Origin of the sequence: Glutamicibacter uratoxydans (assembly GCF_050753455.1) — a bacterium.
Lineage (GTDB): Bacteria > Actinomycetota > Actinomycetes > Actinomycetales > Micrococcaceae > Glutamicibacter > Glutamicibacter uratoxydans_A.
This window is the reverse complement of the sequence record NZ_CP192736.1, coordinates 238,965-265,620: the sequence shown is the minus strand read 5'-3', so window position 1 is coordinate 265,620 and position 26,656 is coordinate 238,965. Positions and strand designations below refer to the sequence as shown.

Annotated in this window: 24 protein-coding genes and 3 riboswitches; of the genes, 10 read left to right on the top strand and 14 right to left on the bottom strand. The window is 56.5% G+C overall.

The window, feature by feature from the left end; genetic code table 11:
- The first annotated feature begins 2 nt into the window (after nt 1–2).
- From ACQQZ8_RS01275 to ACQQZ8_RS01250, 6 genes are all read left to right on the top strand, one after another.
- Entirely contained in the window at nt 3–719 is a 717-nt protein-coding gene (locus ACQQZ8_RS01275) for a DUF308 domain-containing protein (RefSeq protein ID WP_431710952.1), read from the top strand.
- Nucleotides 643–1,779, top strand: a complete 1,137-nt coding sequence (locus ACQQZ8_RS01270) for an alpha/beta fold hydrolase (RefSeq protein WP_431710951.1) — start codon at nt 643–645, stop codon at nt 1,777–1,779. The genes ACQQZ8_RS01275 and ACQQZ8_RS01270 overlap by 77 nt, the downstream gene beginning before the upstream one ends.
- Before the next feature lie 120 nt (nt 1,780–1,899).
- Nucleotides 1,900–2,967 (top strand): LLM class flavin-dependent oxidoreductase, encoded by a 1,068-nt coding sequence (locus tag ACQQZ8_RS01265; RefSeq protein WP_431710950.1) that lies wholly within the window; start codon nt 1,900–1,902, stop codon nt 2,965–2,967.
- Nucleotides 2,968–2,984: 17 nt separating this feature from the next.
- Nucleotides 2,985–3,644, top strand: coding sequence for an NADPH-dependent F420 reductase (locus ACQQZ8_RS01260; RefSeq protein ID WP_431710949.1), 660 nt, complete (start codon nt 2,985–2,987; stop codon nt 3,642–3,644).
- A 167-nt stretch (nt 3,645–3,811) separates the two neighbouring features.
- Entirely contained in the window at nt 3,812–4,567 is a 756-nt protein-coding gene (locus tag ACQQZ8_RS01255; protein ID WP_431710948.1) for an HNH endonuclease family protein, read from the top strand.
- A 155-nt stretch (nt 4,568–4,722) separates the two neighbouring features.
- Complete coding sequence (locus tag ACQQZ8_RS01250; RefSeq protein WP_431710947.1) at nt 4,723–4,920, top strand: hypothetical protein; 198 nt, start codon at nt 4,723–4,725, stop codon at nt 4,918–4,920.
- Nucleotides 4,921–4,923: 3 nt separating this feature from the next.
- Here the strand turns inward: ACQQZ8_RS01250 and ACQQZ8_RS01245 are convergent, their stop codons facing one another.
- Nucleotides 4,924–5,274: a zinc ribbon domain-containing protein YjdM gene (locus tag ACQQZ8_RS01245; RefSeq protein WP_431710946.1), complete on the bottom strand. Its 351-nt coding sequence runs from the start codon at nt 5,272–5,274 to the stop codon at nt 4,924–4,926.
- Nucleotides 5,275–5,419: 145 nt separating this feature from the next.
- Between ACQQZ8_RS01245 and ACQQZ8_RS01240 the strand changes: the two genes are divergently transcribed.
- Entirely contained in the window at nt 5,420–7,615 is a 2,196-nt protein-coding gene (locus ACQQZ8_RS01240; RefSeq protein WP_431710945.1) for a bifunctional metallophosphatase/5'-nucleotidase, read from the top strand.
- An 81-nt stretch (nt 7,616–7,696) separates the two neighbouring features.
- Here ACQQZ8_RS01240 and ACQQZ8_RS01235 read toward each other — a convergent pair whose 3' ends face one another.
- The 11 genes from ACQQZ8_RS01235 to ACQQZ8_RS01185 form a co-directional block, all read right to left on the bottom strand.
- Entirely contained in the window at nt 7,697–9,064 is a 1,368-nt protein-coding gene (locus ACQQZ8_RS01235; RefSeq protein WP_431710944.1) for an FAD-dependent oxidoreductase, read from the bottom strand.
- A gap of 224 nt (nt 9,065–9,288) precedes the next feature.
- A complete protein-coding gene (locus ACQQZ8_RS01230; RefSeq protein WP_431710943.1) occupies nt 9,289–9,612 on the bottom strand; it encodes a putative quinol monooxygenase in 324 nt (107 codons plus the stop codon).
- Nucleotides 9,613–9,616: 4 nt separating this feature from the next.
- Entirely contained in the window at nt 9,617–10,033 is a 417-nt protein-coding gene (locus tag ACQQZ8_RS01225; RefSeq protein ID WP_431710942.1) for an MmcQ/YjbR family DNA-binding protein, read from the bottom strand.
- A gap of 72 nt (nt 10,034–10,105) precedes the next feature.
- Entirely contained in the window at nt 10,106–11,056 is a 951-nt protein-coding gene (locus ACQQZ8_RS01220) for a class C sortase (RefSeq protein ID WP_431710941.1), read from the bottom strand.
- 136 nt (nt 11,057–11,192) lie between these two features.
- Entirely contained in the window at nt 11,193–12,698 is a 1,506-nt protein-coding gene (locus tag ACQQZ8_RS01215) for a SpaH/EbpB family LPXTG-anchored major pilin (protein WP_431710940.1), read from the bottom strand.
- A 108-nt stretch (nt 12,699–12,806) separates the two neighbouring features.
- Nucleotides 12,807–15,932 (bottom strand): SpaA isopeptide-forming pilin-related protein, encoded by a 3,126-nt coding sequence (locus tag ACQQZ8_RS01210; protein ID WP_431710939.1) that lies wholly within the window; start codon nt 15,930–15,932, stop codon nt 12,807–12,809.
- 476 nt (nt 15,933–16,408) lie between these two features.
- Entirely contained in the window at nt 16,409–16,825 is a 417-nt protein-coding gene (locus ACQQZ8_RS01205; RefSeq protein ID WP_431710938.1) for a CoA-binding protein, read from the bottom strand.
- A 206-nt stretch (nt 16,826–17,031) separates the two neighbouring features.
- Complete coding sequence (locus ACQQZ8_RS01200) at nt 17,032–17,943, bottom strand: MetQ/NlpA family ABC transporter substrate-binding protein (protein WP_431710937.1); 912 nt, start codon at nt 17,941–17,943, stop codon at nt 17,032–17,034.
- A gap of 31 nt (nt 17,944–17,974) precedes the next feature.
- On the bottom strand, nt 17,975–18,670 hold the full coding sequence (locus tag ACQQZ8_RS01195) for a methionine ABC transporter permease (protein WP_431710936.1): 696 nt from the start codon (nt 18,668–18,670) through the stop codon (nt 17,975–17,977).
- Nucleotides 18,667–19,689 carry a methionine ABC transporter ATP-binding protein gene (locus ACQQZ8_RS01190; protein ID WP_431710935.1) on the bottom strand — a complete coding sequence of 341 codons (1,023 nt, stop codon included), beginning with the start codon at nt 19,687–19,689 and terminating at the stop codon, nt 18,667–18,669. The genes ACQQZ8_RS01195 and ACQQZ8_RS01190 overlap by 4 nt, the downstream gene beginning before the upstream one ends.
- Before the next feature lie 117 nt (nt 19,690–19,806).
- Nucleotides 19,807–19,895: riboswitch (SAM riboswitch) on the bottom strand.
- Nucleotides 19,896–20,486: 591 nt separating this feature from the next.
- Nucleotides 20,487–21,017 carry a hypothetical protein gene (locus ACQQZ8_RS01185; RefSeq protein ID WP_431710934.1) on the bottom strand — a complete coding sequence of 177 codons (531 nt, stop codon included), beginning with the start codon at nt 21,015–21,017 and terminating at the stop codon, nt 20,487–20,489.
- Here ACQQZ8_RS01185 and ACQQZ8_RS01180 point away from each other — a divergent pair.
- A complete protein-coding gene (locus ACQQZ8_RS01180; protein ID WP_431712105.1) occupies nt 20,994–21,338 on the top strand; it encodes a biliverdin-producing heme oxygenase in 345 nt (114 codons plus the stop codon). The two genes, ACQQZ8_RS01185 and ACQQZ8_RS01180, sit on opposite strands and share 24 nt — an antisense overlap.
- Nucleotides 21,339–21,481: 143 nt before the next feature.
- On the opposite strand, the gene ACQQZ8_RS01175 is transcribed toward ACQQZ8_RS01180, so the two are convergent.
- Together ACQQZ8_RS01175 and ACQQZ8_RS01170 are read right to left on the bottom strand one after the other, a co-directional pair.
- Nucleotides 21,482–22,885, bottom strand: coding sequence for an LLM class flavin-dependent oxidoreductase (locus ACQQZ8_RS01175; RefSeq protein ID WP_431710933.1), 1,404 nt, complete (start codon nt 22,883–22,885; stop codon nt 21,482–21,484).
- 67 nt (nt 22,886–22,952) lie between these two features.
- Nucleotides 22,953–24,275, bottom strand: a complete 1,323-nt coding sequence (locus ACQQZ8_RS01170; protein WP_431710932.1) for an acyl-CoA dehydrogenase family protein — start codon at nt 24,273–24,275, stop codon at nt 22,953–22,955.
- A gap of 15 nt (nt 24,276–24,290) precedes the next feature.
- Nucleotides 24,291–24,379, bottom strand: a riboswitch (SAM riboswitch).
- Nucleotides 24,380–24,644: 265 nt separating this feature from the next.
- A riboswitch (SAM riboswitch) is annotated at nt 24,645–24,745 on the top strand.
- On the opposite strand from ACQQZ8_RS01170, the gene ACQQZ8_RS01165 reads away from it, so the two are divergent.
- Together ACQQZ8_RS01165 and ACQQZ8_RS01160 are read left to right on the top strand one after the other, a co-directional pair.
- The gene (locus ACQQZ8_RS01165) at nt 24,736–25,557 is read left to right on the top strand and encodes an ABC transporter ATP-binding protein (protein WP_431710931.1); all 822 of its coding nucleotides are present in this window, start codon (nt 24,736–24,738) and stop codon (nt 25,555–25,557) included. Its footprint overlaps the riboswitch before it by 10 nt.
- 82 nt (nt 25,558–25,639) lie before the next feature.
- Complete coding sequence (locus tag ACQQZ8_RS01160) at nt 25,640–26,653, top strand: aliphatic sulfonate ABC transporter substrate-binding protein (protein WP_431710930.1); 1,014 nt, start codon at nt 25,640–25,642, stop codon at nt 26,651–26,653.
- Nucleotides 26,654–26,656 lie beyond the last annotated feature (3 nt).

Here is a 26,656-nt window from a genome sequence, read left to right as displayed (position 1 = left end):
CGGTGACCCGCAATCCGTTAACCCTCAAGGACTCTGACATGGAATTTCTGCATCGCATGCAGCGGCCTGGGCAAACTTTGTTGGGTGTAACGCTCGCGCGTCTAGGGACCATGTTGCTGGCCAACACCTCGGCCGCGATTGCGCTGTTGCTTGCGCTGCTTTGCAGCGGCCTTGTTTTGGTGGGCGTCTTGCGGTTCATTGAAGCCTTGCAGAGTACTCGATGGCGTCCGGTGCACCTAACTGCTGCAATGTTGCTCGTTGTGTCCGGAGTGGTGTTGTTGCTCTGGCGTACCGCGAGCCTACCGGTTCTCGCATTGAGCGTGTCCTTGGTGTTACTGGTCAGCGGTATCGCCCGGCTGCTCTCTACAGTTGGGCAACCCCGTGGTTCCCGTTGGCGGGGCTTGCTCAGCGCTTTAACCGGGCTCTTCGCTTCAGTATTGGTGCTCTTCTGGCCACGACTCTCGCTGTGGGTAGTGGCTGTGGCCTTTCGGCGGTTGGCTGATATTACTCGGACTACATACGCTGTATCTTGCGTGGGCCGATCGACTTCCAGCCGCGCCGCGGTGGCTTCCGAGATTGACTCGGTTTGGTCACGGCGTACTCACCGCGACGGGATTACTGATCACGCTGGGATTTGGCGTCGTGACCGCACAACTCTATGCTTCCAGCCCTCATGCGGCCCCGGACGAGTTCTATCTGCCTCCGGCGTCCGTTCCTAAGCAACCAGGGCAACTCGTGCGGGCTGAGCCGCTCGAACGTGGAGTCCCAGCAGCCGCCCGGGCTTGGCGAATTCTCTATACGACCACCGATCACATCGGCGAACCAACCCTATCCTCGGGCGTAGTCACAGTTCCAGCGCAGGGCGGCACGAACCTACCAGTGGTTTCCTGGGCCAACGGAACCAAGGGGGTCCAACCACGTTGCGCCTTATCGCTGGCTGACAATCCCTATGAGGATGGTCCGAGCCGAGCGCGCACCACAATGCTCGATGCCGGGTGGGCAATTGTCGCCACCGACTACCCCGGCCTAGACACCAGCGGCCCGCACCCCTATCTGGTGCCGCAGGCCGAAGCCGCCGCAATATTGGACGCAACCCGTGCAGCTGGGCAGTTAAAGCAGTTCACACTTTCGGAGCGCACCGTATTCTGGGGTCATTCGCAAGGCGGTCATGCCGCCCTGTCAGCAGCCGCTTATGCGCCCGACTACGCCCCAGAATTCACCGTGCTGGGTACCGCGGCCATGGCACCAGCCAGCGATCTGCCACTTTTGGCGGCTTCCGTCGCGGATACCGCCGCAGGCAAGGTGATCAGCAGTTATATCGCCACCAGCTGGGATGAGCTGTACCCGCAGTTAGACATTCTGCAGGGTTTGCAGGGGTCAACAACCCGTTCGCTGGAGCGCATCGGCGCGAACTGCTTTAGCGGTAGCGAGGTCCTCTCCGCGTTGGCTGAGGCGAGCCAGCTCTTTGAGCCGATCTTTCCGGCAGCAGCCCTTGATGGGCCGATTGGCGACAGACTGATGGAGAATTCTGCCCCACAACAAGTTCCGGGTCCGGTTTTTCTTGCCCAAGGCGGCGGTGACTCGCTGGTAACCCCCGCGATGCAGCGTAGTTGGCGGGATGCAGCTTGCACCCAAGGTACTCAGATCTTTTATCGCGAGTATCCGGGTCTGGAACACATGGGCTTGGTAGGCGAAGAATCTTCGCTCAACGATGATCTGGTGAGCTGGACCCTAAATCTAGATCAAGGAAGCAGCGTCGAGGATAACTGCCGCTCCTGACGCCGCTACCGTGAATCATCCTTCCCATCAACGAATCGCACACCGACCTTATAGTTGACACGTCAATAAACTAATGTCATGATTGATATATCAACTTAAATCTTTAGGGCGGGAGCTTCCATGATTGCCATCGAAAACATCGAATTCGGGCTCGATACCTTTGGTGATGTCCCACGTGATAATCAAGGCAATGTCGTGTCTCACGCACAGGCCATCCGCGCCACCGTCGAAGAAGCCATCGTCGCCGACCAGACAGGTGTCGACGTGGTCGCCGTGGGTGAACACCACCGCCCCGATTACGCGATATCCAGCCCCGAAACCGTTCTGGCAGGCATTGCCACCGCGACGAAAAATATCAAGCTGGCTTCCGGCGTGACCGTACTTTCTTCGGATGATCCGGTACGAGTTTTCCAGCGCTTCGCCACCGTGGATGCGCTCTCCAATGGGCGCGCAGAAGTGATGCTTGGCCGCGGTTCCTTCACCGAGTCTTTTCCACTCTTCGGCTACGATATGGCCGACTACGAGGTGTTGTTTGAAGAGAAAATCGAGCTCTTTCACCAGCTACTCGACGAGAAGCCGGTGACCTGGCAAGGCACCACCCGCGCCGCGTTGACCGATGCCGACGTCTTCCCGAAAACCGACTCGGGGCGCCTGAAAACCTGGGTGGGCGTCGGTGGATCACCACAGTCGGTCATCCGCACCGCACATTACGGTTTCAACCTGATGCTCGCCGTCATTGGCGGTCCCCCAGAGCGCTTCGCACCATACATCGACCTCTACCAGCGGGCCGCCAACGAGTTCGGCAACCCGGCTCTTCCCGTCGGCTTGCACTCCCCGGGATTCATCGCCGACACCGATAATGAGGCCAAGGAGCTGATCTTTGAACACTACAAGGCTCAACGCGATCGGATCGGTGCCACCCGCGGATGGACCCCGATGACTCGCGATGAGTTCGAGAACGAGGCCACACATGGCTCGCTCTACATCGGCTCCCCGGAAACGGTGGCGCGCAAAATCGCACGCACCATTAGCACGCTCGGGATCGGACGATTCGATCTGATCTACACCGGCGGGGCAGTTTCCTCCGCAGCCCGCCTGCGCGCCGTAGAACTCTACGGCACCAAGGTGATTCCACTAGTTCGTGAAATCCTCGCCGAACAACCCAAACTGGCCACGGCCGCCCGCTGAGTACGAAAGGACTGAGCATGACGAAACCAACCATCGGAATTCTGGGTGCTGGAAAGATTGGCACCGTCCTGGCTCGCCGCGCCCTCGACGCTGGCTACCGCGTACTCATTGCGGGGTCGGGTGATCCGCAAAAAATTGCTCTCACCATCGAGATCCTTACTCCAGGAGCCATCGCTGTAGATGCGGTGACCGCCGCCGAGCAGGCCGACACGGTAATCTTGGCTCTTCCGCTGGGTAAATATCAGAGCATCCCGGTCACCGAGTTGCGCGGCAAACTGGTCATCGATGCGATGAATTACTGGTGGGAGACCGACGGCATCAGAGAGGAATTCGCCGATCCCAAGGTTTCGACGAGTCAGCTCGTTCAGGATTTCCTACCCGACTCACGGATCGTCAAGGCCTTCAATCACATGGGCTATCACGATCTTGAGGATGAAGCCCGCACCAGCGGCGAAACGCAACGCAAGGCCATTGCGATCGCCGGCGATTCAGCAGCGGACGTATCGGTGACCGCCCAGATTGTGGATGACTTTGGATTTGATCCACTGCCCATCGGTGCACTGAGCGAAGGCAAGCGGCTCCAGCCGGGCCAACCCGCCTTCGGAGCAAATCAGTCAACCAAGAATTTGGCAGCCCTCATTGAATCCGCGGCATGGGCAACGAGTGACCAGTCGTAGACCGACCTATTGGACCGTGTGGCACCGCTGCGCCTAACGGGAGCTATGCCACACGGCTAATCTCGGCGTTTCACTCCATCCTGTCGGGACTAGGCGATATGGTGCATGAGTAGCGATGGGGACGCTACCCATTGCCCCGCACCATTTCTAGGAGAACCTGCTTTCGCATGCGCAACTCGCGTCGCACACTTGGCTTGATTGTACTGCTTGGGTCTCTGGCCCTCTCTTCGTGCTCTGTGGGGTCCGTGGGAGAGATCGACACCGCCCCGGCCCCAAGTTCTCAGTCAGTCCCGGCGACTCTGCCACCAAGCGAAGTACCAACCTCCGACAGCGCCATACCGCTGACCGCGGATCAGTCCGTGGAGTTTGCCGAGTCCTTAGCGTTGCTGGAGCAGATCGAGGTCAAAGGCCGGGCTCCAAAGACCGGCTATGATCGCGACCTCTTCGGGAAAGGCTGGAAAGATCCGGACCGCAATGGCTGCGATGCGCGCAATGACATTTTGGCGCGAGATTTAACAAATGTGGAATTCCGCGAAGCACGCATCGAATGCGTCGTATTGCGCGGTGTCTTGAATGACCCCTATAGCGGCAAGGAAATCCCCTTCACCCGCGGGCAGGGCACCAGCACTGCGGTACAGATCGACCACGTGGTAGCCCTGTCCGATGCTTGGCAGAAGGGCGCGCAGCAATGGGATGCGGAAACTAGATTGAATTTCGCTAATGACCCGCTGAACCTGATGGCTGTGGATGGCCCCACCAACGCCGCCAAGGGTGACAAAGATGCGGCAACCTGGCTACCGCCAAACCGTTCTTTCCGTTGCTCCTACGTTTCACGTCAAACACAGGTCAAAGCCAAGTATCAGGCTTGGATGACGCAGGCGGAGCATGAGGCGATCAGCAAACTATTGCGCGACTGCCTCTAACTTTTCAGCGCAGCTTCGCACCTCGGACGGATGCCGCCAGCGCAAAAATCCTACTTTCGGACGATGGAAAGTCAAATCGTTTGTGCAATCATTATAAGTACATCGATTAGCTAATCCGGCTTGTCGTGATACGAAAGTTCAGGTGGGGCGAAAATATGAAAAGACGGATCCTCGGAGTACTGTTGCTCGCTCTTAGCGCCGCAAGCTTTGTGCTGTCGCTGAACGCAGACCAACGAGAACTTGCCTACGGATTGCTCTCCACCGCATACTTGCTGTTCATTCTGGCCGTGATCACCACTGTCTCCCGAATGGTCAGCGCCTCGCGCGTCACCCACGTCTCACGCATCAAATAAGACTCAGATTTTCTTCACGATCGACGATTTCAGCTCCATCTGCCCGAAGCCGTCCAATTTCGCAGCAATGTCGTGGTCCCCGCTACCTTGGACCAGCCGGATGTTGCGCACTTTAGTTCCGGCTTTCAGAGCGCTTTGCGCACCTTTAACTTTCAGCGTCTTGGTGATGGTTACGGTATCGCCATCTGCCAAGACATTGCCCACGGCATCCTTGATAACTGCCCCGGTTTCCGGCTCCAAGGCGTCGGTATCGCGATTCCATTCATGCGCGCATTCAGGGCAGACCAGCAAAGCGTCCATTTCATAGGTGTACGGGCTCGAACACTGCGGGCATGCCGGTAAATTTTCACTCATGAACTACACCATATAGCCTCCGCAGGAGCCGCTCGAGGGGCAAGACTTTATGTTCCATTAACGCGAATTTAAGAAAAAACATCGACAGGTTCACCACAGTGCGATAGACATATGACAGTTCACTTGCGCATTCCAAGGAGACTCTATGTCTGTTTCACGAAGAATCAGGTCCACTTCACTCGCCGCTTTAGCAACCGTTTCACTGGTTGCCAGCGGAACAGTGGCTGCCCAAGCCGCTCCCATTGATCCCGAGATAGTCAGCATTGACCTGCTGACTTTCAATGACTTTCACGGTCGTATTCAGCAAGAGGGGAGCAGCGCCGGCGCTGCAGTACTAGCCGGTGCGGTCACCGCCCACCGCGAGGCAAACCCCAACAGCCTGTTAGTATCCGCCGGTGACAACATTGGTGCTTCGACTTTCGCCTCAGCTTCCCAGGAAGACAACCCCACCATCGACGCACTGAGCGCCAGTGGCTTGGATGTGTCCGTCGTGGGTAACCACGAGTTCGACCGCGGGTTCGCCGATCTCGTTGACCGGGTGATCCCACGCTTCGCAGAAAAGACTGGGGCCGATGGCACCGACTATGCCTTGGGTGCCAACGTCTATGACAAGGGCACCGACATTCCAGCGCTGAAGGAATACACCATCCGCGACGTTGAGGGGGTACAGGTCGGATTCATCGGAACCGTCACCACCGACACCGCAGCCATGGTCAGCCCGGATGGCATCACCTCTATCGATTTCGGTGACCAGCTTGAAGCGGCCAACCGTGTAGCCGCAGAACTCTCCGATGGCGAGGAGTCCAACGGCGAAGCCGATGTGCTGGTTTTGCTGACTCACGATGGCTCCGAAGCCACCGCTTGTGAAACCCTCTCGGTCGAGAACACCAACTTTGGTCAGCTCATTCGCGAAGCCAGCCCAGAGATCGACGCGATCGTCTCCGCGCATACGCATAAGGCCTATGAATGTGACGTTCCAGTGGCCGGCGGGGAGCAGACTCGTCCGGTGATTCAGGCCGACCAATACGGCACGACCTTGGGCAAAATCACCCTCGACGTGGATGCCAGCACCGGTGAGGTTCAGGAGTCGGCCACCGAGCTGATTGTACTTACCGATGAGGATGATGAGCCGCTCTTCGACGCTTCCGAAGAGGTTAGCGCAATAGTTGATCAGGCTGTAGAAGAGTCAGAGGTGGTCGGACAGGAAGAGATCGGCCAGATTAGCGGGGATATCCTCCGCGGCGGTGAAGTTCCAGGTGATGACCGCGGAGTCGAGTCCACTTTGGGTAACACCGTGGCTGACATTCATCTCTGGGCAACCTCGAACGAAGGCTTTGGCGGAGAACCAGCCGAAATCGCCTTCATGAATCCCGGGGGTCTGCGCGCCGACCTGCACTATGGTCAGGATGGGACAGTCACCTACAAGGCAGCAGCCGAAGTCCAGCCTTTCGCGAATAATCTGATCACCATGGACATGACCGGCGCCCAGATCCGTGAGGCACTGGAACAGCAGTGGCAGCCAGATGGTTCTTCCCGCCCCAAGCTCCACTTGGGCATCTCCGATGGACTGAGCTACACCTACGATGAGGACGCTGCCCGTGGCGAACGCATCAAGTCTGTTACTTTCAACGGCGAACCGCTGAACGAGGAAGCAAGCTTCCGGGTGGTTGCTAATTCCTTCCTAGCCTCCGGCGGAGATAACTTCGCTGCGTTCGGTGAGGCGACCGGCCACACCGATACCGGCCAGATCGACTTGGAGGCAACCGTAAACTTCTTCAAGTCCCACGAACTAGTCGACCCGGCCCCACTTGGCCGTGCCGTCGTGGCTGGTACCGATTGGGCTACCGTTAGCCTCTCCAGCCCAACCACGGCCCCGGGTGAATCGGTGACCGTCCAGGTTACGGGGCTTGAAGAAGGCGCCCAAATCACCGCATCGGCTTTTGACGGTGCGGTCTCGGTGCCGGACATTGCTGAAGCAGATGCCGCCGGAGCCACCAGCTTCGAGGTTCAGGTTCCAGCCGATCAGGCCGAAGGCGATTACATCCTAAGCATTTCGCAGGTAGCACGGGAGGACATCTCGGTTCCACTGATTGTCAGTAGCCAAGAACCAGAGCCTTCCCCGACGCCAACCCCAACTCAGGAACCGACCGCTGAGCCGACGACTACGCCAACTAGCGAACCAACCAAAACCCCGGATACTTCCAAGTCTCCAGATGAGGACCGCGACTTGGTGAACACCGGTTTCAATACCGCATGGATCGGTATCGGAGCGGCTGCCGTCCTCTTGCTGGGCATCATCTTAGTGCTGTTGCGTAGCCGCAGCCGCAAGAACACCCACTAGGCGCCAGCCACACCAAGAACGCCGCTGATGGTCTCCCCTCACAGAGACCACCAGCGGTGTTCTTGTGTTCTTTGGCAATAACTAGTCCAGTAGACCCAGCACTTCGTTCAAAGCCTCGGTTGAGGACGGATGGGTGAAAATCTGGTCGCGTAGTTCGCTGGCCGTTACCGACTGACGCATGGCCAAGGCCACCAAGTTGATTACTTCCTGAGAGTCGATATGCATTAAAGCTGCCCCAAGAATCTGATCATCAACGGCGTCAACAACGAATTTGACGATCCCGCGGGTCTCCCCGACAATCTTCGGTCGAGGCATCGCGGCGATTTCGGAAACCGGCTTCACGGCTACGTTGATCCGGTATTCCTGCTCGCGGGCCTGTTCTTCGCTCAATCCCACCCGCGCCAGTGGCGGGGTGGTGAAGATGGTGTTGGGCACAGCCACTCGATCAGTGGTACGGCGGGTGCCATCCCCGAGAAACTGATCGGCCAAGATCCGATAATCATCCAACGAGATATATGTGAACTGTGGACCACCGTTCACATCCCCCACCGCATAGATGCCTTCCACGCTTGTTCGCAGGTATTCATCCACCAGGATTTCCCCGCGCTCACCCACTTCGACACCAGCCGCGGCAAGATTGAGTCCAACGGTGTTGGGCGTTCGACCCAAAGCTAAGAGCACAGCATCGGCATTCAGCTGAAAGTGCTCCCCCGCGATTTGGTATTGCACCATCACCCGGTCTGACTCCGCAGAAAGCTCAGTCACCGTGGCCGCACTTAAAATTTTCACCCCGGCATCAGCCAACGCTGAGACAACCTCGGCGGCGACATCCGGGTCTTCCTTCTTCAACGGCCTGGTGCCCCGGTCTAAAATGGTGACCCGAGACCCGTAATGGGCGAACATTGAGGCGAACTCGATACCGACGTAGCCACCACCCACCACCACTAGGTGGTGCGGCAGGTCGGCATGTTGCAGCGTTGTCGAATCATGAATCCGTCCGCCAACCTGTGCACCGGTAATCGCCGGGACTGTGGGCAACGAGCCGGTGTTGATAACAATCTTTGCCGCTCGTAGTTCGATCTGCTCGGTATCGGTACTCACCCGGACAGTGTCAGCACCGGTAAAGGATGCGCGGCCGGTAAACAAGGCCACCGCGTCCAATTCGTTGAGTATGGCGTAGTTCTTCTGCCGCATCATGGCGGTGAGTTGGTCTCGGCGCTTGACTGAGTGTTCAAAATACTGCGGGTCAAAGCCCACAGAATCACGAATCTGCGCGTCATGGATCAGCGCTTTAGTGGGGACACAACCGATGTTAATGCAGGTGCCGCCAAACATGTCTGCCGAGGCTTCGATCATGGCCACCCGCTGTCCGTTACGGGCCAAGGTTCCCGCCAGAGTCTTCCCTCCCTTGCCCCAGCCAATGATAATGACATCTAGATCCTGGTTCATGGTTACCTCTCATCCGTCGGTAGCTTGCTCTCCACGGCCGAGTATTCACACCGCGGCCACCAGATGCAAGCCATAAAGGTGAGCCTGAAAAGAGCGAATCGAGATATTTCTGGAAGTCTTTGCGCTACCCGGGCTTAGCCTGCGTTGTCTCGTTAGCGCTCACCAACGACAAAGCGTGGTACGGAAATATCCGTACCACGCCGTGAATATGAGTTGCAGAGGAACTAGCCGATCTGCAATTCGCCCATGTCGTCCCAGTCCTCGCCATCGACCTTGCGGGAGACAATCTTGGGGGTGGCAACTAGTGCCGGGCGCATGGCTTCTAGCCCTTCGCTGAAGTGAGCGGAGTTCACGTGGGCCGCGGCAGCCTCGTCATCGCGGAAGGCCTCGACGAGAACATACTCGTTGGGGTTCTCTACGCTGATGGACCAATCGAACCAGAGGTTTCCCTCTTCGGCACGAGTCTTGGCGGTGTAGTCCGCGACTCGTTCCATGAATCCTTCGGTGAATTCTGGCTTTACCTGAAATTTAACTACGATGAAGTACATTCTTCTAGTCTAGTGACCCTTCGTCGATATGCCGTTGCAGCGCGATGAATTCTCGATCACGCTTGGGCAAACCCTCGACCACCAAGTCATAAGAGTCTTCGATCAGTTCCCGCAGTATCCGTTGGTCTAATCCGGCACGAATAGAGTTCCAGTGTTTCTTGTTCATGTGATAACCGGGCGTGATTTGCGGGTATTCTCGACGATGTTCCTCGGCTATGGCCGGCTCACATTTCAGGTTTAGTACCAGCTCTGCTTGGTGAATCATCAGCAGTGCGAACATCTTATTTCGACTGCGGTCACGACCGGCGATCTTGAATACGGTGCTGTCCGCGCCGAAGGGGTGGTCCTCGTAGGCTCCGGGCATGGAAAGGCAGAGCGATCGCCACTGTTCATGCAGCTGCTCGTGCTCGGAATTAGCCATGGCTTTCCTTCCCGGGTTCCTGCTCTCCAGTTCCCGGTTTCACCGTAGCACCAGTACCGTGGTCACGGCCGTTCACCGGCCGCGTGAGACCCTAGCTAGTGCTCGTTTCGCGTCAGTGTAACCGGCGCGCCAAAGATAGATCCCGCTGAGTAACAAACCTGCACCGTAGCTGGCGGCCCACCACGGGAAGCCTGGAATATTCGGGGCTTGGCCCGCGACTTCTAAATCTTCAGCGGGAGTCGGGGTAATGCGTTCACCGGTCACCAATATCCGGTGACTATTGACACCCAACGGAGTACAGGTCACGAGAGTCACCATGTCCTTGCCGTAAACGGTTCGTAGGGTGTCCGTGTCCTCCGGTTCAACCACTTTAGTCTCACGGACCTGGTAGCTGAGTACCTCACCGAAGACCTCGATGGTGAAGGTGTCTCCGACCTCAACCCTGTCGAGGTTCGAGAACATCGTAGACTGAGCCAGCCCACGATGCGCGGTAATCACCGAATGGGTGTCGGTTCCACCAACCGGCAGGTGCGATCCTTCGAGGTGTCCGGCACCTTTAAGTAGAGTTTCGTCGCTCGTCCCGTGATAAATTGGCAGGTCAACGTCGATCGTGGGAATACGGACCCGGGCCATAATGTCTGATTGAGCGGTAGCGAGCATATCCTCGTACACCAAGGATTTATCGGCACTCGTTCCTTCACCGGTGGGTACGTTGGTGTTGGCATCAAGCCGCACCCCGGAACTGAGGGCATCGTTGTAGGCGTGGGCGGTAGCAATTTGTTGCACGGGCCCGGGGCTTGCCTCGTCAATGCTGTGAGTGAAGTTCTCAATAAGCTTCGACTGGTTGTATGAACTCATCCAGCTTGCAGCGCTGGGATACAGGAGCACACTCATTCCAACCACCGCCAAGATCACGCTCAGGATGGTCAACTTGCTGGGTCGCCAAGACCGTTTAGCGTCGAGCCGTCCGGGAGTGGCATGACCCATGGTGCTGCTGGGAACCGGGTGAGGAGCCTGTGACATGGTGATGTCCTACTTGTCGTAGCGGGATGGTGTCGCGCGGACAACATGCGAGAGGAAATAATCAAAAATGCTGATGGCGGGAAGCGCTGTTGCTCTTCCCGCCATCAGTGGGTGGCTAATGATTAGCCTTCAGTTCTTAGCTGTTGTCAGCTGCTGCACGGCGGCGGTTCAATACCACCAGGCCACCTGCGATCAGCAATACTGCGGTACCACCGACAATCATCAGGAGCTGGCCCTGCGCACCGGTCAATGGCAGTTCAGGAACATCCTGCTGGACGTTCGCGATCTCAACGTCAACACCGGTGGTCTGGCCGGTCTTCACTGCCAACGCGGTCAATGCAGCGTCACCTTCAGGGGTGACGAAGCCAGCTGGAGCTTTGACTTCCTTCAGCACGTAGCAGCGCTGCTCGGCGTTGACCGCTGGGTTTTCGCTATCGCTAACGAACAAGCCGAGGAGCTCAATGATGCCGTTCTCATTGGTGGTGAACTGGGTTCTCCCATCAATGGAGATCAGGTTCGCTGGGTCGGGCAGTGCTTTGTCACAGGTAACTGCGTATGGGTTAGCGGCTTCGTAAACCTCGAAGATGGCGCCTTCCAACACGGTGGCAGGGTCAGCGGAGTCCACCTTGGTAATGACTGCGTTACCCCAGTTGGTTTGAACCTCATTGGAATCCAATTCGAATTCATTGTGTGGAGTATTAGCATAGAGCGTCGCGTCGTTTTTGATCTCACCATCATGGACATCAGCCACGATACCGGTGAAGACAACCTCAATCTGCTGCTGCCCGCGGCCCTTCAACCAGTTCAGGCCAGCCACGTTGAAAACAACCTCAACGGTCTGCCCGTCCACCGCGACATCGTAGTAGCTAGGGTCTACTGCAACGCCACCAATAGTTACGCTCTCAACAGCGCCGTCACTCAGGCGAGGATCCAAGACGTCCTGGACCACGAAGCGGGTCAGGACATCGGTGCCCTGGGTCAACGGCACAGTCACCGTCACCGGGAACTTGACCACCGAACCGAGGCCAAGGCCTTCCTGAGCTTCAATAGTCTTCTCGATACCGGTTAAGCCGTTCTTCGGGTAGACATTGACTTCGTAGAGCCAGCCGTTATCCCAAGGGAATGGGATGGTGACAACGAATGGTAAGGCACGGTCTACGACGCTGGCCGGCGCGCCGGTTTCACAGATCAGGTAGGCGCCAATGGAGTCGACGTTGATCTGTGTGAACCCGGTCTGGTCGGTCGCTGCAGACACAATACCGGTGCCAAGAGTTTGGCCAGGAATCGCACACGCGGAGGTCAACTGTCCCTGTAGATCGTTTAGCAGATCCCAGTCTTCGGAATCCTTGAGGTTGATGCCCGTCAGCGGGTACGCGGTGAACGTTACGCCTTCAATCCCATCGCTTGGGATGGCGGTACCGGAACCATCAGGATTCTGCGTAGCATCGGTACCATTCTGGTGCTCGTGCTTGTGGATGTTGATGGTTCCAGAGGCGGTCTCATCAATGTTACCGAAGTTCAGACCTTCGGGTGTGGTTGCCAGTGCGGCGGTGCTTCCCCCGAGCAGGCCTGCAGCGGCCAGTGCAAGTGCACCGATACCTGCCAATGCACGCTTTCCTCGGGCTGCCTTGAATTCAGCCATGCGAGTTCGTTCCTTTCTACGGTGCCGTCGCATCCCCTGCGGCGGTCACATCTTTGAAAAACTATTTTGTGAGATTGCGAGGATTTCCCCGCGCGTAAGCAGCCGGCGTTAGCCGTCGATCTTTAGCGGCACTACTTCCGCAGCCCCTTTCCGACGGTTCCAGGCAATGATTCCTAAGGCTGCAACAAGTGCGATTCCCCCACCAATCAGGAATTCATCGGTTCCCAGACCACCGGTCAGCGGAAGGGCAAGCCCCTCTCGCTGTTCATTTGTGATCTGACCAAGGTCAATCAAAAGTTTTGCTGGCTCGATATCGCCCTGGATGTCGATGTCGAACTCCTTCTCATTGAGTAAGTAGCCAGCAGGTGCCTTGGTTTCCACCAAGGTGTACTGTCCCCATTCCAGACCGGTGACCTGGAATTTACCTGCATTCGGGTTGCTATCTGCACCGGTGCAAGGTTCAACAGTGCAGTCCAAGATCTCGATGACGGCACCATCTGGTCCGGTCAGCTTCCATTCGGAACCCTCTAGCAGATTGTTGGCTTCGTCTACCTTTTCCCAGATCACTGAGCCCAGGATAGGGTGCTCGGTGCAGTTCGGGTCCTCCGGCTCACATTCCTCTGGAGGAGTCTCACCTTCAGGGACTAGGAAGTTGCGGGCGATCCCGTTGCCGAACTCGGCAGTCTTGACGGTGACCGAATAGGTGACGGTAGCGGTGCTTTCCTTGGGCAAATCACCGGTGATGGTGATCTGGTTACCATTGCGCACGGCACTCAAACCGTTACTGGCCACGAGCGACCCTTCAACGAACTCGGCATCATCAAGTACGTCGACTAGGTGGTCTACGTAGTTGACTTCAACTTCAGAGGCTCCTGAATTATCGAAGGTCAAGGTGTAGTCCACTGTTTCACCAGGTGCCACGTACTGACCAGATCCTGGATCCGAAGACTTTCCTACAGTTAGTTCACCTGGGATCGGGTGTTCGGTGCACAGTGGATCCTCGGGCAGGCACTCGGTCGGGGGTTGCTCACCGGCCGGACGTACGAAGTTGCGCAGCCAACCGTCGGTAAAGTCTTCGGTCTTGACTTTGACCTTGTAGCTGACCACCACCGTCTCTCCAGGTTCGATCGAACCAGTGATAGCGATCTGGTTTCCGCTACGAACAGCGTTCAGGCCGTTGCCTGCGGTTAGCGAACCTTCGATGAAGTCGGCGTCATCGAGAACTCCCGTAAGATGATCGACATAGGCCACGTCCATCGGGAAGTGACCTTCGGCTTCAAAGCTAATAAAGTATTCGACTTCTTCACCGGGCTGGACTTCGGTTCCCGAAACCGGGTTCGAGGACTTCGAAACATCCAGTGAGGATGGGACCATCGCATTCACCACGGTGCACTCAGCGTTGTCACCGACAGTCAGCAGCAGCTGGAATTGCTCGCTCTGAGTTACCTGACGAGTTTGCCCGTTCACCGTGCAGACGGCAGATTCAAAGGTGTAGCCATCCTGTTGGGTTTCAGTAATATCAACGGTTGAACTACCAGTCGGGGTGGTGAAGGCTAAATCATAGTCAATCTGCCCCTGTTCGTTGGTGGTCGTCTCGACTTCCGGAGAAATCATGGCACCTACACCGTTGATCGACGCGTTGAAGGCCCACCCTTCGGCTGGCGAAGTTTGCCCTTGTAAGTCCTTGACCATCTTGGTGACGACCAGATCCGCTTCGCATGAGATCGCCTGCGCGAAATCTCGCAGTAGCGGATCCAACGCTTCCCAGCTGACGTTCACGTAGTCAGCGGTGTTCAGCGAAGCACCAGGCACATACTTGTTTGGGCCAGAAATGGAGCGCAGATTGTGGTCCGCGTTCAGGCCAGCGCCGATACCGACAGGGATCACGCGAGTTCCCTTGTCCTTGATAGCGTTGGCCGAAGCGATTGCACGTTCCAATTCGCGCATATGAGTACTATTTCCCGGACCAGTATTTCCGCCGGGACCCGAAAAAGTTGGGTTGCCATCGGTGAGCACTACAACTAGGTCATAGTTGGCCGAGTTTTCGGCAACCTTCCAGAAGCCTTCATCCCAGTTGGTACCACCGTAATTACCACCGTTGTTAGGCGTCGGTAGTGCGTTGACATACTGCTGGATCTGGTTCTTTAGCGTTGTTACATCAGCATCCAGAAGAGTGCTGCGCAAGTTCGTATGGTTTGACGTGTTCCGGTAAGGAGATGCAGTACCGAAAGAGTAGAGCGCAACCGAAGACTGGGTGCCTGCTAGTGCGTCAACGAAGCTCTTGCCGGCTTCGCCAAGTGATGCACTGGCATATGCATTTGGAACCGAGTTAGAAAGGTCAAACAGCATCGCAACGCGAATACCTGACTCACAGCGCAATGGTAGAGACGGGTTCTTGATCGGATTAGCCCAGAAATTGTTGCCACCGTTGGATGAAGGTGAGGTCGCTTGACTTGGGATGTCGTAAGTCATGTTGGCTCGCATCGCCGGGGTACGGTACTGACGAGGCGTAGTATCTACGCCGTTCTCACCGGTATTGAAGGTATCGATCATGTCGTAGTTCGCGGCTGCAGGGGTTCCAGCAGCTGGCGCAATTTCACGGACATAGAACTGGGCGTCACGATTTCCATTGTTGCTATTCGTGTTGGGAACCGAGAAATAGCAGATTCCGTTGTCGGTGGCCTGGATTTGGCAGGTACCCCACGCTGCGGTGATCTCGGTGATGGTCTCTTGACCCCAAGACATAGTTCTTTTATACAAGCGGAATCTGGCGCCTTCGGCATACTTGTAGCCAACCGCAGTAGGCGATGTGCGCACGTCCCGCTTGGTGACCTTGATAATGCTGGTGTTCGCACTCGGGGAAGTAGCAACGATGTTTCCGTTACCGTCCAGGCTGGACACCGAGTTGCGTGGTTCCTCAGCAGTGGGCGTACTGGCTTCAAGGGCGTCGCTCTCTGGAAGTGGAGCTTCACGCACAGTTTCCGATTCCTGCTTTTCGACAGGTGCGGAGGGAGCTGGTTCATCCGCCAGCTTCTGGTCCTCGGCGGCAGTTTCTTGCTCTTCGGTGACAGGTTCCGAGGTTGCCTCTGGCACAGTTACGTCGATTGATTCAGCTTCTGGAAGGAACGCTTCAGCAGCTTTAGACTCTACCGGCACTAGGTCAGTTGTCTGAACCTGCTGCTTGTTAGATGGGATTCCGCCCTCGTTCAACGCGGACGCGGAAGCTGGTGACATTCCACCAGAAAAAGTCATGCTAGCAATGAGCGTAGCGCTCAGCGTCAAGCCAACGAGTGAGTGTAACGACCGACTGCGCCAAGAAGCTCGCCGCGCCTGACTCTTGCGATTAAGTCGACGACCTTGCCCTTGCGCAGGCATGCCCCTTACAGATTTGCCTAACACCAAAGAATCCCCATTAATATGCATGGGTGATAGGAAATAGTCAACACCGTCGAGATACGTTATTGCATTACCCAATACCCGTCTCGGATTGCGAGTTCGGACGAGTATGTGGGTATGCAGTATCTAAATACTCGTTTCGGATTGCGAGTTCGAACGAGCCTTCAGGTATTTGTTAGGTCCCCAGCACCCAACTAGTAGTTGTACTACTTGGAGCCTATATAGGGAATTGGAGATTACCGCGCGAAATCTATTTTTTCACCCCTACTTTCACCCCTAATCGATCTTTGAATTTTTTGGTATTCATCGTGGTCTTACAGCAACGGGTATTCAATTTTGGGGCAGGTATCCATGACTACTTCTAGCCCGGCAGCCTTTGCACGTTGCGCAGCGGACTGATCGATCACCCCGAGTTGCATCCACACCGCTTTGGCACCCACGTCAATCGCTTGATCAACGATGTCTCCGACCTTGTGGGAATTGACGAAGCAGTTCACAACATCGATGGGGCCGGGAATCTGGGCTAATCTTTCGTAGCCGGGTTCGCCTAAGACTGTTTCGGCACGTGGCGATACCGGGATGATCTGCATGCCTAATTCATCGCGCAGGTATTTGGCGATAGCCGGGGCCACCCGGCGCGGATTATTTGTCAGTCCAACGACGGCCCAACGTGCTGGGGTGGTCAGTAGTCGGTGGACAACTTCTGGGTCGTTAACATGTGCTGAGCTCATGGCGTCACCCTACAAGCTTGCGGGGCATGAGGGAACACTGCGAGTCCCAAGCGTTGACCGACTGAGCAACTGGCTGGCCAAAGCGATGAAGCACTTTTGGTTGATTCTTACGAGAGCAAAAAGTTCCAACCCATCACACAGTTAGGCGGGTTACCGCCCTCAGAATGGGAGGTAACCCGCGAACCGTATTTCGGGCTGGTAGACCCCTAATCTTCCGAGACGGGGGTCAGCACACCTTGGACCAACGGATCCTCCGTGGTCTTCAGGTATTCCTGCAAACGCGGATCCGAGAAGGCTTCGATCAGTTTCTGCGCGTCGGCGCTCTGGGCGAAATCGCTGCCGAAAATCAGACGCGAAGCGAATGTGCGTGGCGGCTCCGGGAACAAGATTCCCTTATCCCGGCTAACTTTGCCGGCATCGAATTGAGACACATAGCCGATGGCAACATCGACGTCGTCGAGCATGCGAGGCATGGCCAGCAGATCAGCTTCTTTCAGGTCAAAACCGCGTGGATTCTCAATAACATTGGCGATCTTCGCGGTACGTGGTTCGATACTCGGGTCTAGCCCAAGCAGACCCTCACGGTCCAATAGCCAGAGCGCTTGGCCTTGATTGGCCACGTCATTGGGCAAAAGCAAGGTTGAGCCTTGAGGAAGTTCGTCAACCGAAGTGTAGCGAGTCGAATAGAGCCCGAAGCCCCACTGGTAAAGTTCGACGGTAGGTGTCAATTCCACCCCTGCGGCTTCGGCTGACTGTCGCATATACCATTCGTGTTCGAAAATGGTCGCGTCGAATTGTCCTGAAGCTACCGCTTGGTTGGCTTGTATCGGATCTTGCAAGCCGACGGGTTCAATAGTGATTCCATAATCGGGCGCAATCGTTTCTGCCACAAATTCTAGGATCTTTTCCTCACCAGCCATGGCTGGTTCGAAGTGGACCTTGAATTCGGTTTTGGTACCTGCTTCCGCTGCCAGTGCGGGCTGGCTACGCTGTTGTATCAGTAATATGCCCAAGACAATGGCTAGTATCGTGGCGATGCCAGCAATAGTCCAAGGTAGGGTATGAGTGCTCTTGCGCAACGTGAATCCGTGCTGATGTCCGGTTGTCGGTGTTGTCATTGTAGTTATTGCCTAATTCGTAGCGGTTGCGTTATGGGCGAGTCAGCGCGCGGGAAACGCGGTCGCCAAGGAATTGCACAATCTGAACGGTGAGAATCAACACCACGATTGTCGCGAGCATGACGTTCATATCAAAACGTTGATACCCGTAGGTCACTGCAAGGTAGCCAATACCTCCGGCACCAATGGTTCCGGCAATGGCCGAGTATTCGATCATGGAGATCAGATTCAACGTAATCGCCGAAGCGAGAGCCGGTAGTGCTTCGCGGATCTGCGTTGTAGAAATTACCTGGGCCGGAGAACCACCGGTCACCAATCCCACAGCAAGGTTTTCGCGAGGTAAGTCGTTTAGGGCGTTCTGTACCAATCGAGCGAAGAACGGGATTCCGGCCAAGGTCATCGGAACGACTGCCGCGGCGATACCAATTGTGGTCCCGGTGACCCATTTGGTGAAGGGAATGACTGCCGCCATGAGCACCAAAAAAGGTAGTGAACGGCCCATATTCGCGATCCAGCTAAGCACCGCATGAATCCGCGGCCGCGGGAAAAGACCTACACGATCCGTGTTGTACAACGCGATACCCATGGCCCCACCCAAGGTGATCACTAAGACCATCACAATGCCGACCATCGCCCAAGTCTGACCATAAGCCGGTAGTAGCAGCGCTGGAAGTTCCGCCAATGGAGTGTCGGTACCAACTGCCGCGTTTTCGGTAGGGATTCTCATACCGTGATCTCAATTCGTTCAGGTTCCGTGGACTTCACATGCTCACTCAACGTCGCAGTCAATCCCCAAGAGTCGAGCAGAGCAATCGCTTTGTGTGCTTCGATTCCGGCGACGCCAAGACGCACCCGTCCCAGTGTCCCCTCATGATGAGATTCCACCGATCCACCTAGCAGAGCGACCAACGCATTGTGTTCCACCGCTAACCGCGTAAGCCAGGTCGGATCAACATGCGGTTGGCGATAGGCCACGGCCAACTGGTAGTCGAATCCGTCTGGCAGAGTTTCCGGACGCAACGGTAGTAGCTTGGCTCCGGTTTCCGAATCGGTGGTTGCGATTAATTCGCGGACAGCCCCATGTTCTGCAATCCGCCCGTGCTCCAGTTGTGCCACGTTGTCAGCTATGTGGCGAACCACGTCCATCTCATGGGTGATCAAGATAATTGCCAACCCCAAATCACTGCGCAAGGAATCGAGCAATGCCAACACCTGAGCCGTGGATTCCGGATCCAAACCCGAGGTCGACTCGTCGGAAAGCAGCAACCGTGGGCGTAGGGCTAGAGCTCGGGCGATTCCAACTCGTTGACGCTGACCACCAGAGAGTTGCCCTGGATAGGCGTTGGCTTTATCTGCAAGGCCCACACGTTCGAGAAGTTCGGCCACCCGATCCTGCATCTGGTGATGAACAACTCCAAGGTTGCGTAGCGGTAGCGCGATATTTTCGGCGACCGTGAGCCGACGCAACAACGCAGAGTTTTGAAAAATTGTTCCGATGGCGCGCCGCTCGGCACGCAAGGTCTTACCAGAAAGCGCGGACAGGTCTTTCCCATCGATACGTATCTGACCGCTACTGGGTTTCTCCAATAGGGAAATGCAATGTGAGAGCGTGGATTTGCCCGCGCCTGAGGGGCCAACGACTGCGGTAATCGATCCGGAATGGACTTGCAGATCGATACCCCGCAACACCTCGATACGGCCGTTAGTAGTGTCGTAGTGCTTGTGTAAGTCACGTATCTCAATCATGCGCGACCCTCCAAACTACCAAGGGTTTTCATCGTGTCTCCTGTGTCTTGGAAGCACCGATGTGGTCACCACGCACTACAGGTGAGACTCAAGGTCACAGGTAGCGCTAGCAAGACCGCTCCATCGGTTCTGGCGGTAGCACCGGCCTAAGTAGGTGGTTGCTGCGGTGTCATCGAGCCAGATCTCTCGGCCGCTCTGGATGGTTTCCTGTCGGGTTTCATCGCCGACCAATTCAGTTTGCGGCGCATTAGCGAATGTGACCAAGGATGACGAAATAACCTCGTCACAAAGTCATCAGACGCCTTATTGGGCCGCTCAGAATGCCCAACAGCAGGAGATGCTTCGTCATATGACCGAAATATGACATCGCTAAAGGCACCCTCCCCCGCGACAGTGACCTGTGATGGGATAATTAGCCTCTGCAAAATGCGTTAAGGGACGATTTGCCGGCTAACCGCTTGGCAGAGAATGCACGTCGAAAGAACCCGGACTGGGTCAACCCAATGTGGCCGCAGGTACCGTATTCGGTCTGCCTTCATAAGAATGTGGAATCTGACTAATTGAAGCGTTCAGCCACTGTACAGACGATGGAATGCTCCGCCATTCAAGATTGAACTTCATTCCTTAGCAACCCGTCGTAGCAACGTATTTTCGGCACAACCTTCGATGAGAAATTCGACGCGTGATGACCTTCGCAAATTGCTAACGGCCCGTAGCCTCAGGTGCCGAGGACGGGCCGTTCAGTATCTGGCGGTCGATGGATTACCGCTACCTTGAATCGATGTGCTGTCGTTTAGTTAGGTCGGATTGTTCGCTTCCCCATGGTCATCTTCATCCTCCCACCTGTGAGCACGACGAACTCCGATGGCGATTCCGGCACAAATGATGAGCAAGAGGATGATGATCCAGCCCGCGGGCAGGCTCCAAAAGGTAGTGCTCACGCTACTGGTACCAGCCGGGATCGAATCCACACCTTCCGCGGTCAAACTTGCTTCGGCTTGCTGCCACACCACTGGCCAAAGCCCAGGAATATGTTGCTCGATAGATAATGTTGAGCCAGGTAGCATTTCTTCGGCGCTGTAGGTTTGGGTGACGGCTCCTAGCCCAAAAGGTCCGGATATTCTTAGGGTATAGCTGCCACGTGCCCGCAGATTTCCCTCGTTACTCAGGGTCACCCCAACAACACTGTCTACCGGTGCGAAGGGATTCCATGCAATGGGAACTTGGGCCGTGACGTCAGTGATATTCAGGTAGACATTGCCTTCGCCTCCCACCCGAACAGCCAGTTGAGTGGCTAGGCGGCGATCTACCGCAACAGTTCCCTTCATCAGGCCGCCACAGAGCCCGCTCGACTAGTTGCCCACCACTACCTGCGTTATCTCGGGGACCTCTCCGGCGGTCTGGCCATCGGTAAACTCGTAGCTCGGCACTACGGAATTGGTTACGAAGCATTGAACATGTGGGATTTCGGTGAAATCGAGAAGCCGAAACTGTACAAAGATGCCTACCGCGCTAAATTGGACGCGCTCGGCGCAGATCCACAGATTGGCGCGGCCATACTCGACGAGGCTAAGCGCGGATTCCAGTGGAATAAGGCGATCTTTGAAGACCTCTTGCGGTCATCCAATGAGGAACTCATCTCCACCTAAAAGGGTTCTTTCGGTGAGTTGAAGGCATCCTCCGGAAGACCGCTGTGTCCGTTTCTGGTGGGGGTTTCAGCATGGAATGCAGAATACCCCGACAGGTACTCATGAATCCGGTGCCTGTCGGGGTATTCACTCCCGCTGGAAAGCTAGGCCTGAGTTGCTAGGCGATTAGCCACGCGGAACTGCGCGGCGCGGTGTGTATCCTTCACCCGGTCACCCGCGGCAAAGAGCTTATTACGCAGGCTACCTTCGGCGTATTCGGTCTTGTAAGCACCGCGTGCTTGGAGTTCTGGCACCACATATTCGACGATATCTTCGAAAGTTCCCGGGGTGATTGCGTAGGCCAGGTTGAAGCCGTCCACATCGGTGTAGTCCACCCAGTCGATGAGCTTCTCAGCGACCTCGGCTCCCGAGCCAACGATGATCGGCCCGAAACCACCCACGCCCACCCATTCGGCCAGCTGGCGGATGGTCCACGGGTTTCCTTCATCGCCGCTGGCCTTCTGGAAGGTCTCCACACTGGACTGAATCGCATTGGATTTCACATTGGCCCCCAGTGGCTCATCCGGGTTCAGCTCGGATAGATCCACACCCATCCAGCCAGAAATCAGCACCTGAGCGCCTTCCACGTCAGCGTAGGACTTGTAATCTTCGTACTTGGCCTGGGCTTCTTCGGTGGTCTGCGCGGTGATCAGGGTCTGCATGGCGAAGACCTTCACATCGTAGCGGTCACGGCCCGCGGCTTCAGCCGCATCACGGATCTTGGTGACGGCCGCCTTGAGCAGGTCGCGCGTGGGGCAGGTAACGAAAACGGCTTCGGCGTTCTCTGCAGCGAATTTGGTTCCACGACTCGACGCACCAGCTTGGTAAATGACCGGGGTGCGCTGTGGGCTCGGCTCGGTGATGGCAATCCCGGGCACCTTGAAGTACTTGCCTTCGTGGTTGATGTCGTGCACCTTGGTCGGATCGGTGTAGACACCGGATTCCTTGTTGTTCTGCACCGCATCATCTTCCCAAGAGCCTTCCAGCAGCTTGTAGACCACTTCGAGGTACTCATCGGCGTGGTCATAACGCTCGTCGTGCTCCATCTGGTCTTCCTGACCCATATTTCGGGCGGCCGAGGGCAGGTAACCGGTCACGACGTTCCAGCCCACGCGACCATTGGTCAAGTGATCTAAGGTGGCCAAACGACGCGAAAACGCGTAGGGATGTTCATAGGCGGTGCCTGCGGTGACTCCGAACCCGAGGTTCTCGGTCACCGCCGCCATCGCAGAAACCAAAAGGAACGGGTCATTAACCGGTGCTTGAGCTCCAGAACGCAGCGGGGATTCGTTGGTGCCCTTGTAGACGTCGTAGGTGCCAAGGACATCGGCGAGAAACAAGCCATCGAACTTGCCCTTTTCTAGTACCTTCGCCAGGTGGGTCCAGTAACCCAAGGTGTTGTAGGTCGCGGCCTTGTCGTCCGGGTGACGCCACAGCCCTGGCGATTGGTGGACCACGCAGTTCATATCGAAGGCGTTGAATAGAATTTCCCGGCGTTTTTCGCTCATGGTGTTCTCTTTTCTTTTCTCGAAGCTAAGTTCGTCAGTCGGTGGTAACTTGGGTGGCTTTTCAGCACTAGGTATGTGCGGGAACCTCGCCGATGGAGTTCAGTCGAGCCGGCGGGATCGCGTTGATCTCGTAGTCCCCCACGATGCGTGACTTATAGATGGCAGGGTTGTGGGTAGCAATGGTGCGCGCGTTGCGCCAATGCCGGTCCATATTGCAGCTAGCCCGGGTAGCGGAAGCACCCAGCGGATCAAAGAGCTTGCTCGTCACCCCGATAGCCAGCGGCTGAACGATAGAATGTGCCCGGTTGGCGGCCAGCTCACAGACCGCGAAGCGTTCGGCCTGGCTCAGATGCGGTTCGGCCAGAGCAGCCTCAACCTCTAAAACCGATCCCATCACTACCGATTCGATGGCAAAGACCTGAGCGGAGACTTCTCCGACAACCTGCAGAACCTGTGGCTCGTGACGCACCGGCACCCCGGTACCGGTGCTAAAAGTTCGGGTGCGCTGCTGAACCGATCGCCGCAGGTCATTGAGTGCGGCTCGTGCGATTCCGGCTTGAACTGCCAATAACACCAGTTGGAAGATCGCCGATTCCGGATCATTGTCCGGCTGCGGGATGAAACAATCCACCGGTACGTCGGTGAATTCGGTGGTCCCGGTGCCGGTGAGTTGCTGCCCGAACCCATCCCAGTCGTCCAGAATACGCACCCCTGAATGTTGGGTGGACACGACGGCGATTCGTCGTCCGGGAATTTCTGGATGGCTCACCGCTACGGTGGTCCAATCCGCGAAAATTGTCCCGGTGCAATAAAACTTCTCTCCGGTCACCAGCCAACGCTCATCACGTTTGTGCACGGTTGTATTGAGTGTTCCTAATCGGTTTCCGCCACGCTCGGTATAGGCGTTACCCACAATATGGCCGGCCGCCAGCCGTTCGATCCATTTGCTACGCAAGGCCTCGTCCTCAAATTTCAGGACATTTTCCACGAAGGCGAACTGTGCCCGCCACAGTTGCGCCAAATGTGAGTCCGCCTCGGCTAACTCAATCAGTAACCGAAAGACATCACTCAGGCGTGCTCCGTGGCCGCCAGATTCCACGGGGATCCGCAAGGCCCCGAAGCGTTCGCGGTTGAGCACACCAACTTGCTCGAAGGGCAGAATCCGTTCACGGTCGCGGGTGGCAGCACCCTCGGCAATCTGTGCGAACAAGGGCCGAAAAATGCTGGCCAATTGCTCGTATTGTGCATCAGAGCCTGGCCCCGGTGTGGCCTTGAGTAACTGGCGGGCAGGGTTTGGGGCTTCATGTTGGTCGAGGTCAACAACCGAGCCGGGGTTGTGCTCGGGACTGCTCAGCTCATTAAAATCAGGTTCGGCGGCGCCAACAGACATGCACAATCCTCAATTCTTCCATCGGTCCTGGCGGTAGCACCGGCCCTCACGGGTGGTTGCTGCGGCGTCGTGGAGCCAGATCTCTCAGCCGCTCTGGATGGTTCACGAACATTTCTACCGACCCTGCTGACCCGCCCACAAGCCATCGCGTCATATTTCTCCATCACCCGAGGGAAACAGATCGAACAGTTACCAGAAGGCTGCCGGAGGAACTCAACGACAGTTCATCCAATAGCTACTTTCATCAACGAAAACGATCAAAGGTCAAAGAATTTTCAGAATTTCTCACGTTTTTGGGATCTCAATCGAATATTTCTCACATTACGAAGAATTTGCGTTCCATCTGTTCGAATCGTTTAGATTGTCTTGTAACCATCCCGAGCGGCCGAGAGATCTGGCTCGATAACGCCGCAGCAACCACCCGTGAGGGCCGGTGCTACCGCCAGAACCGATGGAGTTGATGATGTCTACTGCGTATGCCCAGCCCGCTCCTTTGCAGGCCGAGATCTCCGCTGCGTTGCCGGTGACCTTCGATGCGGTCAGCCGAGTTTTCAGCACCCGCAAAGACTCGCGCACTGTATTGAACCGGGTGAACCTGCAGGTCCCAGCCGGTCAAGTTGTCGCGATTCTCGGAGCCAGTGGCTGCGGCAAGTCGACCCTACTTCGCGCAGTTAGCGGCTTGGACCACCCCAGCGATGGTGCGGTGCGAATCGCGGACACTGTGGTGCAAGGCATCGACGAGCGTTGTGCCTTCGCCTTCCAAGAACCACGGTTGCTCCCTTGGCGCAGCGTGCGTGAAAACATTGCTTTGGGTCTGGCCCCTGCAATGAGCAAGCAGGCCGGTCAGGAACTGATCGAAGAATTAATCGACCTCACCGAGCTATCGCATGCCGCGGACCTCCGTCCCCGCGAGATCTCTGGCGGGATGGCACAACGAGTCTCGCTGGCGCGGGCCTTGGCTCGGCGTCCCGGCGTGCTGCTGCTGGACGAACCATTTGGTGCTCTGGATGCGCTGACCCGGCTCAAAATGCAGGATTTGCTACTTGATATCCACCGGGCCTTCCCGACCACGGTACTGATGGTGACCCATGATGTGGACGAGGCGCTCACCTTGGCCGATCGGGTGATCGTCTTGGGTCGCACCGAAGGTCAACCTGGCGCAGGGGTCGTTGAGGATCTCACCTTGGAAACCACCCGGCCACGGGATCACGCTTCGGCACAGTTTATTTCCCACCGAATGCATCTGTTGCGTCTATTGGGTGTAGACCCAACGAACCACTAAAGAGCTTTCCCTTTTTCAGGCACCGTAATGGGGTTGAGACCTCATTGTGCCGCGCTCTGACACCACTCGTTTAAGGATTACCATGCCAAAATTCAGCTTCTCACGCCGTTCCGCCCTCGCTTTGACCACCGTGGCACTGGCTGTCAGTACGCTCAGCGGTTGCGCCGGCGAAAACGCCACAGGCGGCGACACACTCTCGTTAGATTTCGCCACCTACAACCCACTGAGCCTAGTCCTGAAAGAAAAGGGTTGGCTCGAAGATGCCTTGGCCGACGACGGGGTAACCGTGGAATGGATTCAGTCAGCCGGTTCAAACAAAGCCAATGAGGCACTGCGTGCCGACGCCATCCAAGTAGGTTCCACCGCAGGTTCCGCCGCGCTACTGGCGCGCTCCAACGACTCACCGATCAAAACCATCGCCCTGTACTCGCAGCCCGAATGGGCTGCTCTGGTAGTCAACGCAGATTCAGACATTACGGATGTTGCGGATCTGAAGGGCAAGCAGGTCGCCGCCACCAAGGGTACCGACCCCTACTTCTTCCTCCTGCAGGCACTTGAAGAAGCCGGTTTGAGCGAGAAGGACATCACCTTACAGAATGTGCAGCACGCCGATGGGCGTACCGCACTGGTCAACGGTTCGGTGGAAGCATGGAGCGGCTTGGATCCGATTATGGCAGGCGCCGAGCAGGAAGGTGCCACTCTGGTTTACCGGAATCTAGACTTCAATACTTATGGAGCATTGAACGCCCGCGAAGATTTCATCGAGGAAAGCCCCGAATTGGCTCAGACCGTCGTGGACGCCTACGAAAAGGCACGCCAGTGGGCTGCTGCGAACCCGGAAGAAACCGCGCAGATCCTGGCCGATGTGGCCGGTCTTGATCTTGAAGTGGCCACCGTGGTGATCGAAGAACGCTCCAATCTGGATGTGGATGCGGTCCCTTCGGCTAGCTTCGTCGACGTGTTACGCAACATCGGGCCAGTGTTCGTTGAAAGTGGCGATGTCACCAGCCAAGACGTAGTGGATGAAAAGCTGGCAACTCTGGTTGATGACCAGTTCGCCCGCAATGCCGATGCTTCAAAGATTGCCGGTGAGTAGGTC